This is a genomic window from Variovorax monticola, from assembly GCF_051216855.1.
GTDB lineage: Bacteria > Pseudomonadota > Gammaproteobacteria > Burkholderiales > Burkholderiaceae_C > Variovorax.
This window is the reverse complement of record NZ_JBPJZP010000012.1, coordinates 41400-55617: the sequence shown is the minus strand read 5'-3', so window position 1 is coordinate 55617 and position 14218 is coordinate 41400. Positions and strand designations below refer to the sequence as shown.

General features: G+C 69.1%; 7 protein-coding genes. 1 reads left to right on the top strand and 6 read right to left on the bottom strand.

Features of this window, described 5'->3' with window-relative positions:
* The first annotated feature begins 120 nt into the window (after positions 1-120).
* Positions 121-327 carry a hypothetical protein gene (locus ACSFA5_RS32350; RefSeq protein WP_435448143.1) on the top strand — a complete coding sequence of 69 codons (207 nt, stop codon included), beginning with the start codon at positions 121-123 and terminating at the stop codon, positions 325-327.
* Positions 328-364: 37 nt separating this feature from the next.
* On the opposite strand, the gene ACSFA5_RS32345 is transcribed toward ACSFA5_RS32350, so the two are convergent.
* The 6 genes from ACSFA5_RS32345 to treS all read right to left on the bottom strand — a co-directional run bounded on the left by ACSFA5_RS32345 (position 365) and on the right by treS (position 14206).
* Positions 365-688, bottom strand: coding sequence for a cell envelope biogenesis protein TolA (locus tag ACSFA5_RS32345; RefSeq protein WP_435448142.1), 324 nt, complete (start codon positions 686-688; stop codon positions 365-367).
* 98 nt (positions 689-786) lie between these two features.
* The gene (locus ACSFA5_RS32340; RefSeq protein ID WP_435448141.1) at positions 787-5994 is read right to left on the bottom strand and encodes a malto-oligosyltrehalose synthase; all 5208 of its coding nucleotides are present in this window, start codon (positions 5992-5994) and stop codon (positions 787-789) included.
* 1 nt (position 5995) lies between these two features.
* Positions 5996-7849, bottom strand: coding sequence for a malto-oligosyltrehalose trehalohydrolase (gene treZ / locus ACSFA5_RS32335; RefSeq protein WP_435448140.1), 1854 nt, complete (start codon positions 7847-7849; stop codon positions 5996-5998).
* A complete protein-coding gene (gene glgX / locus ACSFA5_RS32330; protein WP_435448139.1) occupies positions 7846-10008 on the bottom strand; it encodes a glycogen debranching protein GlgX in 2163 nt (720 codons plus the stop codon). The genes treZ and glgX overlap by 4 nt, the downstream gene beginning before the upstream one ends.
* 44 nt (positions 10009-10052) lie before the next feature.
* On the bottom strand, positions 10053-10814 hold the full coding sequence (locus ACSFA5_RS32325) for a mechanosensitive ion channel family protein (protein WP_435448137.1): 762 nt from the start codon (positions 10812-10814) through the stop codon (positions 10053-10055).
* Between the two features lie 56 nt (positions 10815-10870).
* A complete protein-coding gene (treS, locus tag ACSFA5_RS32320; protein ID WP_435448136.1) occupies positions 10871-14206 on the bottom strand; it encodes a maltose alpha-D-glucosyltransferase in 3336 nt (1111 codons plus the stop codon).
* Positions 14207-14218: the final 12 nt, after the last annotated feature.

Here is a 14218-nt window from a genome sequence, read left to right as displayed (position 1 = left end):
CAGCAAATTTTCCCGGGTCGGCCCGCAGTACGGGCCCCTGTAGGAAAGCGGGCAGGCCGCCCCGCCTCATCGTCGCCGCAGACCTACAGACACGCGCGGCGAAAGGCGCATGTTGAAGCGATGACACATCCCATCGAACTCACCATCCAGGAGCCGCTGCCGGGCGCCTTTGTCTGGCAGTTGCTCGAAACCGACGACCAGGGCACGCACCCGCGCCTGCTGGGAAAAGCGTACGACGCGGCAGACAGCTACGAGCTGGCGCTGTCGGCGGGCCAGCGCGCGCTGAAAAGTGCGATCCGCGAACGCACTGCGTCCAGCACCGGCTGACAGCGGGGCGTGCCGCCTGCCAGCCGGGCTCTGTCGCTTACTTGGGCGTGCCGCCGGGCACAGGCTTCGGCTTGCCGGGACGACGCTCGTCGCGCGTTTCGGCACGGCGTTCGCCAGCCACCGCTGCACGGTCGGTTCCGATGGCGCCGCCTTCGGGCGTCTTCGCTTCGTCACCGGCGGGGGCCTTCACCAGGCCAGGCGTGCGGCGGTCCTTGCGGGCCTCGCCGGCCATGTCCGACTTGCCGGTCGCAATGCCCGGCGTGTTGGGCGGAACCGCCGCACCGGGCGGGTTCGATTGCGCGTAGGCGCCAGTGGCGGCCAGCAGGCCGGCGATCATCAGTGCGGGAACGGTTGTCTTCATCGAAAGCTCCAGGGTGGGAAATAAAACGCTGACACCACAGCGTCAGCGCCCGCGAGCGCACCCCGCGTAGGAAATGGTCGCGTCCGCACCGGCGCAAATCACGACGCCGCGCGCACCACGCTGAACGCGGCCCACGGCACGAAGCGCAACGCGTCGGACAACGCCAGCGCCTCTGCCCCCACCCTGAAGCGCTCGCCGGTCAGCACGTTCTGCAGCATCTCGCCTTCCAGCCACGCCGGCAGTTGCACCGTGGTGTCTTGCCATGCCTCGCCTTGCGGCAATGCTGGCTCCGACGTGTCACCCTTGCACAGGCCGACGAACATGCGCCCGGCCAGCACCACCAGCGCCTGCGCCTCGTGCTGCCGCACGAAGGCCACCACATGCCGCGCCATCGGGCCCTGGGCCTGCAGCCCTTCGTAGCTGCCTTCGCGGAACAGTTCGGGCTGCGCGCGCCGCAGCGACAGCAGCCGCCAGATGAACCACAGCTTGGAGCGGCCGTCGTGCGGCGCGGCGGCCAGCGCCTGGATGCGCGCGGCCAGTTCGGCGCCTTGGGCCACATCGGTTGCCTCGGCTGCCTCCGCCATGCCTCGCAGCTCGTCGAGCTGCCCCTGCCGCAGCGCATAGTCCACCGGCCGCCGGTTGTCGGGGTCGACCAGGCTCAGCTCGATCAGCTCGCTGCCCTGGTACAGGTCGGGCACGCCGGGCGAGGTGTACTTCAGCAAGGTGAGCGTGAGCCCGTTCCACGCACCGAACCACGACAGCCGGTCGGCCAGCCGCTGGATGTCCGAAAGGCAGGCACCGGCTTCCATGTCGGAGACGATGGCGCGCACGTAGCCTTCGAGCGCGGCCTCGTACTCGGCGTCGGGCTGGGTCCACCGCGTGCGCAGCTTGGCCTCGCGCGCGGCCTTCTGCATGTACTGCCAGATCCGCTCGGCATAGGCCGGCGCGGTGTCCGCGTCGAGCCCGCCGGACCCGCCGAACCCGGTGAAGGGCAGCGTGCCCAGCAGCGTCTGGTACAGCAGGTACTCGTCGGCGCGCGAAGGTGCGTCGTCGGCCTCCAGCTTGCGGCGCGTGTCGCGGCACAGGCCGTGCCAGCGGGTGAGCGCGAGCACCCACTCGTTGGGCATTTCCGACAGCACGTCGATGCGGTTGCGCACGTCTTCCGAGCGCTTGTTGTCGTGCGTCGAGGTGGCCAGCATGGTGTGCGGCCAGCGCCGCGCGCGGTCGGTGCTGAGCGAGTGGAACTCTTCCACCTCGATGCCGAAGCGGTCGGGCTCGCCACCCACCTCGTTGAGCGAGCTCAGCGGAAAGTAGCGGTAGAAGGCCGTGTCTTCCACGCCCTTGGCCGTGACCGGTGCACTGAACTGCTGAAAGCGCACGGCAAAGCGGCGCACGCGTTCGGCCAGCGCGGCCGACGCGCCCTCCACCGCCTGGCCGCGCAGCACGCGCCGCAGAAACTCGAACACCGAGCGGTCGGCATCGCTGCTCTGGCGCCCGGCGCCGGCAATGGCCTCGTCGATGAAGCGCTCGTCCTGCGCCGAAGGACCGTCGATGATGTACGTGCGGTACACCGGCATGCAGGCCGCCACGTCGGCCAGCGCGCGGCGCAGCGCATTGAGCGTGTAGTCGCGCGTGGCACGGTCGGCGCGCGCAATGCGCAGCAGTTCGCTCGACAGCATGTTGAGCTCCGACGACAGCGCATTGCGCATCACCTCGCGGCGCCCGGTCTGCGACAGCGCATGAAAGCTCTGCGTCTCGCCGGTGAAGCGGCGCCACGCATGGCCGATGGTTTCTTCGGCCGCGGTGTCGACCAGCACGCCGTTGGCCACGTTGGCAAAGCGGTAGCCGGTGGTGCCGTGCACATGCCAGCCCACGGGCACTTCCTCGTCGTTGGCGGCGATCTTCTCGGCCACCACGTAGAGGGGGCGGGCCGGGCGGCCCTGCGCGTCGTGCGCGGGCAGCACCAAGCCGGCGCGGCGCGCATAGCCCTGCTGCAGCTTCTCGAAGTAGCGCGCGGGGTCGTACAACCCGTCGGGGTGGTCGATGCGCAGGCCGTCCACCTTGCCGGCCGCCGCCAGGTCGAGCGCGAAGGACTGCGTGGCCTCGAACACGTCGTCGCGCTCCATGCGCACCGCCGCGAGGTCGTTGATGTCGAAGAAACGCCGGTAGTTGATTTCGTCCGTCGCCACGCGCCAGTAGGCCAGCCGGTAGGCCTGCCCCTCGATGAGCGCATGCAGCGCGTCGCGCGCGGCGGGCGTTGCCAGGTTCAGCTCGGCCACGGCCGCGCCCAGGGCACGCTGCACCGTCGCGTGCCGCTGCGCGAGCCGCGCCAGCCGGGCCTTCAGCAGTTCCTTGTCGCGGGCGCGCTCGGCGCGCTGCTCGGGGTCGGCCGTATCGCGGCCCGGCAGGTGGCCGAAGGCCGCAGAAATGCTGGCCAGGCTGGCCGCTTCGTCGGCCGATTCGTCCAGCTGCGCGAGCGCGCGCGCCATCACCACCGGGTAGTGCTCGGGCGCCACCGGAAAGCGGTGATCGAAGTACATGAGCGCAAAGCCTCCGAGCTCGGGCTCGAAGTGCAGCACCAGCTCGCCGCTGCCCAGCACCTCGCCGTAGTGGCCGCCCAGCACGGGCAGCAGCACCTTGCCGGTGAGCTCCACGTTCAGCGGCTGCCAGTCGATGTCGAAGTGCTGCGCATACAGCGAGGCCGGGCCGTTTTCCAGCACGTCCATCCACCATTCGTTGTCGGCGCCGAACACGCCCATGTGGTTGGGCACCATGTCCAGCAGTTGGCCCATGCCGTGCGCCTCCAGCGCCTGCACGAAGCGCTCGAAGCCGGCCTCGCCGCCCAGCTCGGGGTTGACTTCGTCGTGCGCTACCACGTCGTAGCCGTGCATGCTGCCTGCGCGCGCCCGCTGAATGGGCGAGCAGTACACATGGCTCACGCCCAGTGCGGCCAGGTAGGGCAGCACGCGAATGGCGTCGTCGAAGCCGAAGTCCTTGTGGAACTGCAGCCGGTAGGTGGCGCGCGGCACGCAGGCCTGCAGGTCTTGCGGCGCGACGGCACGGGTGCGCGAACGAAGACTCGGGCGCACCGCGCGCAAATGCGCGGCAATGCCCTGCATGCGGTCGCTCTCGGCCAGCGCGCGCAACGGCAACGGCAGCTTGCGCCGCCAGTTGGGCTGCTCGTTCACCGTGCCGGGCATGTTGGCCTGCTCCACCACGCCCGCCGCGTCTTCCAGCTGCACCATCATCAGCGCCGACGGCGCTGCCGCCAAATAGGCATGCACCGCCTCCACCACGCGCGTGGGCGGCACGGCCTGGCCGGCGGCCTCGGCGATCTCGTCGCGGCTGAGCAACCCGCCGCGTTCGGCCGCCAGCATCAGCTGGATGCGCTCCTGGGCGCGGTCGAGCAACTGCTTGTCGAACACGCGCTCGTCGGGGAACAGGCCCAGCGCCAGCCGCACGCGCAGGTCGTGACCGGCCCACCAGCCGGCGAAGGTGGCCAGGTCGTGCGTGCTCACCGCCACCAGCGCGGCGCTCGGGTAGGCCTCGGGCGGCTTGAAGCCGCCTTCGTGGTGCTCGTGGTGCCGGCCGTCGAACTTCTCGAAGTACAGCAGGCGGTACGACAGCACGTCGGCCTTGCTCAGCGCCTCGCGCACCGCGTCTTCCACCGTGCCCAGGTCTTCGCCCACCACCATGCAGCGCTGGCGGTGGCTCTCGATGGCGACGATGGCCAGCATCTCGTCCAGCGGGTAGTACACGTAGGCACCGTCGTGCGCGCCGCGGCCCGGCGGAATCCAGAACAGGCGCATGAGCCCCATCACGTGGTCGATGCGCAAGGCGCCCGCGCCGCGCATGCCGGCGCGCAGGGTCTGAATGAAGTAGCGATAACCGTCGGCCCGCAGGCTGTCGGGCCGCAGCGGCGGCAGGCCCCAGTTCTGGCCGGCGGGGTTGAACTCGTCCGGCGGCGCGCCGATGGCGGCGCCGGGCGCCAGCACCGACTGCGCGGTCCAGGCATCGGAGCCGGCGCGGTCCACCGACACCGCCAGGTCGACGTACAGGCCGATGCCCATGCCCACCGCCTCGCAGCGCGCGGCCGCCTGCGCCAGCTGGCGCGCGGCCTGCCATTGCAGGAACTGGTGGAACTGGATGCGCTGCGCGTGCTGCACGGCAAAGGCCGTGACCTCGGCCGCGTCGGGGTCGCGGTAGGCCACGGGCCACACCGGCCAGCCCCACAGGCCGGGGTCTGTCGCCAGAAAGTGCGCATGCAGGGTCTCGAACAACGCATGCTGGCGCAGCCCCTCGCCGCGCTCGGCCACGAAGGCCAGGAACGCCAGGCCGTCTTTGTCGGGCGCGCCCAGTTCGGGCAGGTGCGCTTCGCGGAAGTGCGCGAACAGCAGCACCAGCACCTCGAGCTTGGCGGCGGCCACGCCGGGCAGGTCGACCAGCGGCTCGGCGCGCAAGGCCGCGAGCCGGTCCTGGAAGGCGGCCGATCGCACCAGGTGGCGCGCCGGCTCGCAGTCGGCAAAACCGTCGACCGCCTCCACGTCGATGTAGAGCACGTTCAATTGCTGCCGCGACGACGGGCTGTACGGGCTCGCATGCCCCGGGTTGGCCGCGAACAGCGCATGCAGGGGGTTGAGCCCGACGATGTCCGCGCCCTGCGCGGCCATGTGCGTCACCAGATCGTCGAGGTCGCCGAAGTCGCCGATGCCCCAGTTGCGCGGCGAGCGCAGGCTGTACAGCTGCACCGCCGGGCCCCACACGCGCCCGCCGTCGCGCACGGCCGGCGGCCGGTAGCACTGCCCCGGCGTGGCCAGCACCAGCGTTTCGCCGGGCAGGCCGTCGATCTGCAGGCGGTGGTAGCCGGCCTCCAGCGCCAGTGTCATGGGCAGCACGCGTTCGCACAGCCATGCGCCGTCGCACTCGGCACGCGCGGTTTCGTGAAGCTGCGCGGCGTCGGCCTCTCCCTGTTGCGTGCGGCCGGCTTCGTCTGTCAGTTGCCAGCGCAGCGCACGCATGCCATGCGGCACGCGCAGCGGCAGCTGCCAGGCCGTGCTGCCCGCGGCCACGGTCGCCACCGGCGGCAGTGCCTGCGCCCAGCGCGCGCGGTGCACGGCGTCGAGCGCATGGTGCGCGTCGGCCGCGCTCTCGATGCGCACGCCGAACTCGGCCAGCAGCGCGAGCAGGCTCTGCGGCTTGGCTTCGCGCCGAGTGCCGAAGGCGTCGTTGTAGGAAGTGGCAATGCCGAAGTGCGCGCACAGCGACGCAATCACACCCGCCGCCTCCTTGTGAAAAATCGCGTCCATGTCATTCACCGTGCGCGTCCTCCAGCGTGACGAGCACCGCGCCGTGGGCCAGCTGCAGCACACCGCCGTCTTCTTGCACGCCATGGCTGTACACCAGGGCGCCGGGCGCGCCGGCCACGCCTGCCGCCGGCTGCGCGCCGAAATGCGCCAGCATGTGAAGCCGGCCCGAGCCCAGGTTCCAGTGCACGCGCAGCGTGTCGTTCTCGCAGACGAACACGCCCGCGCCCGCCGCGCCGGCCAGGCGCGGCACGATCAGTTTGTGGCGCAGGGCCAGCAACTGCTGCACCGCGCTGTACTGCTCGAAATGGGTTCGGGCGCCGCGCTCGCGCCAGTTGAGCTTGGACGCGAGAAAGGTGGCCTCGTCGTTCGGGTCGGGAATGCGCGCGCGCGCCGCCTCGTCCTTGAACGCGGCAAAGCCGCCGAACTCCGAACGCCGCCCGTTGGACACCGCCTCGGCCAGCTCGGGCCCGAAGTCGCAGAAGTAGAGAAACGGCGTGGAGGCGGCGAACTCGTCGCCCATGAACAGCATCGGCACATGCGGCGACAGCAGCAGGCAGGCCATGGCCGCACGCAGGCGCACCGGGTCGCCCAGCGCGTGGATGCGCTCGCCGAAGGCGCGGTTGCCGACCTGGTCGTGCGTTTGCAGGAACGACACGAAGGCCTGCGACGGCAAGCCCGTGCTGGGCTCGCCGCGCCGCTCGCCGTGGCGAAACGCCGAGGGCTGGCCCTGGTAGATGAAGCCTTCGGCCAGCGACAGCGCCAGGCTGCGCACCGGGTCGTCGGCGTAGTCGGCGTAGTAGCCGTCGCGCTCGCCGGTGGCCAGCACGTGCACCGCGTGGTGCAGGTCGTCGTTCCATTGCGCGGTGCCGGCCACCGGCAGGCCCTGGCTGTCGCGCACCAGCATCGAGGCCTGGTTGGTCTCGTTCTCCAGCACCAGGTGCACGTGGCGCTCGCGGCCCGGGCCGGCCTGCACCGCCTCGCGAATTTCCTGCACGATGTGCGGATGCGAGCCGTCGCTGATGGCATGAATGGCGTCCATGCGCAGGCCGTCGAAGCGGTACTCCTCGATCCAGTAGAGCGCGTTGTGCACGAAGAAGTCGCGCACGGTGCGCGCGTCCTGCCCGTCGAAGTTGATGGCCGCGCCCCAGGGCGTGCGGTGCTCGGCGTTGAAGAATTCGGGGCAGTAGCCGTGCAGGTAGTTGCCTTCGGGGCCGAAGTGGTTGTAGACCACGTCGATCAGCACCATCAGGCCCAGCCCGTGCGCCGCGTCGACCAGGGCCTTGAGCTCTTCGGGCGTGCCGTACGAGGCATCGGGCGCGAACTGCAGCACGCCGTCGTAGCCCCAGTTGCGCTTGCCCGGAAAGTCCGCCAGCGGCATCAGCTCGAGGGCGGTCACGCCCAGCTCGGCCAGTTCGCCGAGCCGCTCGCGCGCGGCGTTGAAGGTGCCCTCCGCCGTGAACGCGCCGATGTGCAGCTCGTACACCACCGCCTCTTCCCAAGGCCGGCCGCGCCAGGCGGTGTCGCGCCAGGCATAGCGGCGCGGGTCGATCACCACGCTCGGGCCGTGCACGTCCTCGGGGTTGAAGCGCGAGGCAGGGTCGGGCACGGCCGAGCCGTCGGGCATGTCGAAGCGGTAGCTGTCGCCGTGCGCCGCGGCGGGCAGGTCGAGCCGGTGCCAGCCGTCGGCGTCGCGCGCCATGGCATGCGAGGCGAAGTCGTGTTGGCCTGCAGGCCGGTGCGACAGCCGCACGGCGTTTTGCGACGGCGCCCACAGGGAAAAGGCGACACCGGCGTCGTGCACGGTGGCGCCGAAGGGCATGGTGTGGGTGCGGGGCTGGGTGTGATGGGTGGTCATGGCCGTACGTCCGGCCGACTCAGCACGACGAGCGAGCGGCATTGCAGGGGATAGGAAGGCTCCGCCCACGCGGGGGCGAGCGAAGCGGCGTCTTGGGTGGTGGGCGGCGGCGTGGTGCTGGCGGTGTCGACCAGCAGCCGCCACGCGCCGTGCGGCATCGGCGGCAGCGTGAAGGCGATCTCGTCGTGGTGCGCGTTCAGCAGCAGCAGAAAGTCGTCGTCGTGCTGCGTCTCCCCGCGCGGCCCGCGGTCGGCAATGCCGCCGCCGGGGATGTACATGGCAATGCAGCGGGCATTGGTGTCGTTCCAGTCTTCGGTGCGCATTTCTTCGCCGTCGGGCTTGAGCCAGTGCACGTCGGTCACGGTCTCGCCGGCGGCCGGCTTGCCCGCGAAGAAGGTGCGCCGCCGGAACGACGGGTGCGCGCGGCGCAGCGCGACCATGCGTTCGACGAAGGTGGTGAGCGCCAGCCGCTCGGGCGTGGCCGACCAGTCGAGCCAGCCGAGTTCGTTGTCCTGGCAGTACACGTTGTTGTTGCCCTGCTGCGTGTGGCCGCGCTCGTCGCCCGCCAGCAGCATGGGCACGCCCTGCGACAGCAGCAGCGTGGCCAGCAGGTTGCGCTTCTGGCGCTCGCGCAGGGTCGCCACCTCGGGGTCGTCGGTGGGTCCTTCGACGCCGCAGTTCCACGACACGTTGTGGCTGCTGCCGTCGCGGTTGTCCTCGCCGTTGGCCTCGTTGTGCTTGTCGTTGTACGACACCAGATCGTGCAGCGTGAAGCCATCGTGCGCGGTGACGAAGTTGATGCTCGCGCTGGGCTGCTTGCCCGACCAGCCGTACAGGTCCTGCGAGCCGGTGACGCGCTTGGCCATTTCGCCGACCAGCCCGCCGTCGCCCTTCCAGAAACCGCGCATGCCGTCGCGGTACTGGTCGTTCCACTCGGCCCAGCCCAGCGGAAAGTTGCCCACCTGGTAGCCGCCATGGCCCAGGTCCCAGGGCTCGGCGATGAGCTTCACGCGGTTGAGCGTCGGGTCCTGGCGAATCGCGTCGAAGAAGCCGCCCAGGTTTTCCACCTTGCCGGCCTCGCGCGCCAGGGCCGAAGCCAGATCGAAGCGAAAGCCGTCGACGTGCATTTCCTCGGCCCAGTAGCGCAGCGAGTCCATCACCAGCTGCAGGGCATGCGGGTGCTCCAGGTTCACCGTGTTGCCGCAGCCGGTGAAGTCGTCGTAGAAGCGGCGGTTGTCGGCCTTGGCGATGTAGTAAGAAGAGTTGTCCACCCCGCGCATCGACAGCGTGGGGCCCAGCTGGTTGCCTTCGCAGGTGTGGTTGTAGACCACGTCCAGAATGACCTCGATGCCCGCGGAGTGCAGCGTCTTCACCATGGTCTTGAACTCCTTCACCTTGCCCGAGGCGCTGTAGCGCATCTCGGGGGCGAAGTAGCCGAAGGTGTTGTAGCCCCAGTAGTTCTGCAGGCCCTTCTCGGACAGGTGACGGTCGTTCAGGAAGCTGTGCACCGGCAGCAGCTCCACCGTGGTCACGCCCAGGCGCTTGAGGTAGTCGACCACCGGCGCGCAGCCCAGGGCGGCGTAGGTGCCGCGCAGCTCGGGCGGAACGTCGGGGTGCGTCATGGTGAAGCCGCGCACGTGCATCTCGTAGATGACCATGTCCTGCCGCGGCACCGAAGGGCGGCGGTCGTCGCCCCAGGTGAAGGCGGTTTCCAGCACACGGCCCTTGGGCATCAGCGGGGCGCTGTCGCGGCGGTCGAACGAAAGGTCTTCGCGCTTGCTGCCCACGGTGTAGCCGTACAGCGCGTCGCCCCAGCGCAGCTGGCCCACCAGGTCCTTGGCATAAGGGTCGAGCAGCAGCTTGTGCGCGTTGAAGCGGTGGCCTTCCTCGGGTTTGTAGGGGCCGTGCACCCGGTAGCCGTAGGCCTGGCCGGGCCGCGCCTCGGGCAGGTAGCAGTGCCACACGCCGTCGGTGCGCTCGCGCAGCACGATGCGCTGCAGCTCATGGCGCCCGCGCTCGTCGAACAGGCACAGCTCCACCTTGTCGGCGTGCTGGGAGAACAGCGCGAAATTGACACCCTCCCCGTCCCAGGTGGCGCCGCCCGGATAAGGCTTGCCCGGCCAGATGGCCGTGATCGTCGGATTTGTTTTTCGTGTCATTCAGTGGCCGGAAGCAATCGAAGGCAAGCAAGGCAGGCAGGCGGTCAGCGCGGCGGACGGTCGTCGAAGCGGGGCGGCGGAGTCGTGCTGCCCACGGGGGTGACGGGGGGCACGTCTTTCAGCGCCTTTCCGTCCTTGATGACCGCGCGCGGCCACCAACGCTCGATTTGCGCCTTCGCCCAGTCCTTGCCGGCCAGGCCGAAGGCCAGAGCCAACGCAAAAACCACGCCCGCCAAGATCACCAGGAAGCTTTCGCGCACGATGTCGCCGCCCACCTTGATCTGGTCGAGCGCAATCAAAATGACGAAGGCCATCACCGCGTACTGCGCCATCTTGGCGAACAGCATCGCGTCCTGCATCTTCACGCCGCGGAAATAGCTGCCCACCGCGTCGCCCACGAACTTGGCGAAATACGAGCCGAAGGCCAGCACCAGCAACGCCACCGCCACGTTGGGCACGAACCACACGATGCGCCCCAGCAGGTCGGCGATGTAGCTCAGCCCCATGCCGTTGAAGGCAATCAGCAGCGACGCCAGGATAACCAGCCAGTACGCCAGCACCCCGAACACGCTGCTCGTGTCGCCGCGCCAGCCGCCCTGGCGCAGGAAGTTGTCCAGCCCCGCGCGCTCGGTGAGCACGTTGAAGTTGATGGCGCGCAGCGCCTTGGTTACCGCGAAGCGCACCGCCTTGGCGACGATCCAGCCCACGAACACCACCACCAGCGCGACCAGCAGGCGCGGAATGAACGCCCCCACCTGATAGAGGATGGCGCGCAGCGGCTCCAGGTGAATGCCGAAGTTTTCCATGATGAGTCTTTCCCGAATGTGATTGGCGGTGGCGTCAGGTGGGCTTCAAGCGCGCGTCAACGCTGGATGAGCGAGAGCACGCCGTTCAGCGGCACCTGCACCCAGTCGTTGCGGTTGTTGAGCTCGTAGCGCAGCTCGTACAGCGCCTTCTCCAGTTCGAACAGCGACAGCAGCTCGGCGTCCAGAGGCGCGCCTTGCAGGCCGGGGCCGCCAATGGCGTCGGCGTAGCCCTTCAGGAAGGCGTCGCGCGTGGCCTGCTCCCAAGCCTTTGCGGGCGCGGCCAGCTTCTCGGCTTCTTCCGGGCTTTGTGCCACGCGGCGCAGCGCCGACCAGCGCGCGTAGTTGAACGAGCGCAGCATGCCCGCCACGTCGCGCAACGGCGACCCCTTGGCGCGCCGCTCCTCGAAGCTGCGCGCGGGCTCGCCCTCGAAGTCGATGATGACGAAGTCGTTGTCCTTCACCAGCACCTGGCCCAGGTGGTAGTCGCCGTGGTAGCGGCTCTTCAGCACGGCGGCGCCGCCCTCGAAAAAACGCCGCTCGGCAATGTTCGACTGCAGTGCGTCGGCGGCCGCGATCAAGGTGTTGGCATCGGCCTGCGTGCCGGCGGACAACCCGCCAATGCGCTCGCGCAGCAACGCGATGGTGGCGGTGGCGTCGGTGGCCGCATGCGTGCGGTAGCCCGCCACATCGGTGGCCACCAGCGGCTCGGGGTCGAAGCCGGCCGAGCCGGTGCGGGTGGCCAGCGCGCGGTGCAGCTCGGCCGTGCGACGGCCCAGCGTGGCCATCAGCGCCAGGAAGCCGCCATGCGCCGCCGCCACGTCGCCCGCGTCGGGCGACGTGCCGTCGGTGGTGGCCACGTCGCGCAAAAAGCGCTCCAGGTAGCCCAGGGTGTAGTCCCAGCCGTCGCCCTGGTTGGCGACGTAGCTCTGCACCATGGCCAGCGTCATGGTGCGCCCGTCGGCGGTGATGTATTCGAGCGAGCCCAGCACCGGCACGCAGTTGGGGTAGTGCACCTCGGTGAGGAAGCGGCCCATTTCCAGCTCGGGGTTGATGCCCGGGCGCACGTGGCGGTAGCCCTTGAGGAACAGCGTTTCGTTCAGCGTCACGGCCGTGTTGCTGCTCACGCCGCTGGGCCGGCCGACGGCCAGCGCATCGATGTCGATGTTCAGCGCGGCGAAAGCAGCCGTGGGCTTGAACACGAACTTGCCATTGGCCGTGGCCAGCTCGGCCCCCTGGCCGATGGCGCGCACCAGCTCGCGGCAGAAGGCCTCGTCGTAGAAGGCATCGCCCATCAGGCCCACCTGCGCCTGCTGGCGCACCTTGGCGATCGCGGCCTGCGCCACGCCGGCCATGCGCTCCTCGTCGCGCTCTTCCCAGGCCAGTGCCAGCGGCATGAAGTAGGTGGCGCCGCCGGGCGGGCCGTCGAGTGCCAGCAACGGCAGCATCCAGCTCTGGCCGTTGGCCTCCCACACGGCGTGATCGGTCATGCGCGCGCGCTGAATCGGCACGCCCTTGGAGGCGTACCAGCGCTGGATCTCGATGTGGCGCGGCAGCGTGTCGAGTTCGAACTGGTTGCGCATGCGCTCGGCCATGCCGATGCGCCAGGGCATCACGCGGTCGCGGAAGAAGCTGGTCCAGCCGTCGAACAGCACCAGCGTGGGCCAGTCCTGCAGGGCCACGCCCTGCTCGTGCCAGCTGGGCGCGTCGGCCTCGGCCGTGAGCTTGAACCAGTAGAAGCCGTACGACGCCAGCGTGAGCAGGTAGGGCAGCTCGCCGATGGGCGGAAACGCCGAGCGGCCCAGCATCTCGATGGGCACATGCCCCTTGAACTCCGACAGGTCGAGCTCCACCGGCTGCGCGGCGCGCGACAGGTTGAACACGGCCAGGATCACGTCGCCGTCGTACTCGCTCAGGTACGCCAGGATCTTGCGGTTGCCCGGCTTCAGAAAGCGCCGCTTGCCGCGCCCGAAGGCGTGGCTGGTCTTGCGCACGGCCAGCATGCGCTTGGTCCAGTTCAGCAGCGAGCTGGCGTCTCGCGCCTGCGTTTCCACGTTGAGCGCTTCGTAGCCGTACATCGGGTCCATGATGGGCTGCAGGTACAGGCGCTGCGGGTCGGCGCGCGAAAAGCCGGCGTTGCGGTCGGGGCTCCACTGCATGGGCGTGCGCACGCCGTTGCGGTCGCCCACGAACACGTTGTCGCCCATGCCGATCTCGTCGCCGTAATAGATGATGGGCGAGCCCGGCATCGACAGCAGCATGCCGTTCATGAGCTTGACGCGGTCGAGGTCGTTTTCCATCAGCGGCGCCAGGCGCCGGCGAATGCCCAGGTTGATGCGCGCGCGCGTGTCGGCCGCGTACATGGTGTACATGTAGTCGCGCTCCTTGCTGGTCACCATCTCGAGCGTGAGCTCGTCGTGGTTGCGCAAGAAGATGGCCCACTGGCAGCCCTCGGGAATGTCCGGCGTCTGCGCCATGATTTCCACGATCGGGTGCCGGTCTTCCTGCGCAATGGCCATGTACATGCGCGGCATCAGCGGAAAGTGATATGCCATGTGGCATTCGTCGCCGTCGCCGAAGTACTCGCGCACGTCCTCGGGCCACATGTTGGCCTCGGCCAGCAGGAAGCGGTTCTTGTACTCGGCGTCGATGGTCGCGCGCAGTTGCTTGATGACGGCGTGCGTCTCGGGCAGGTTCTCGTTGCTGGTGCCGTCGCGCTCCACAAGGTAGGGAATGGCGTCCAGCCGGAAGCCGTCCACACCCATGTCGAGCCAGAAGCGCATGGTCTTCAGAATGGCTTCCATCACCGCCGGGTTGTCGAAGTTCAGGTCGGGCTGGTGGCTGAAGAAGCGGTGCCAGAAGTACTGCTTGGCCACCGGGTCCCACGTCCAGTTCGACGTCTCGGTGTCGGTGAAGATGATCCGCGTGCCCTGGTAGATCTGGTCGGTGTCGCTCCACACGTAGAAGTTGCGCTCCGGCGAGCCGGGCGGCGCCAGGCGCGCAGCCTTGAACCACGGGTGGTCGCTGGAGGTGTGGTTGATGACCAGCTCGGTAATGACGCGCAGGCCGCGCTTGTGCGCCTCGGCCATCATTTCGCGGAAGTCGGCCAGCGAGCCGTACTGTGGATGCACGTCTTCGTACTCGGCAATGTCGTAGCCGTCGTCGCGCAGCGGCGACGGATAGAACGGCATCAGCCAGATGGTGTTGACGCCCAGGTCCTTCACGTAGTCGAGCTTGGCGGTCACCCCCTGGAAGTCGCCCATGCCGTCGTTGTTGGAGTCGAAGAAGGCCTTGACGTTGAGCTGGTAGATCACCGCGTCGCGGTACCACAGCGGATCGTCGCTGTTGTCGATTGCCACGGTTTCAAGCGCGATGTGCGAGACAGGTGCATTCATGGGCAGTCGAGA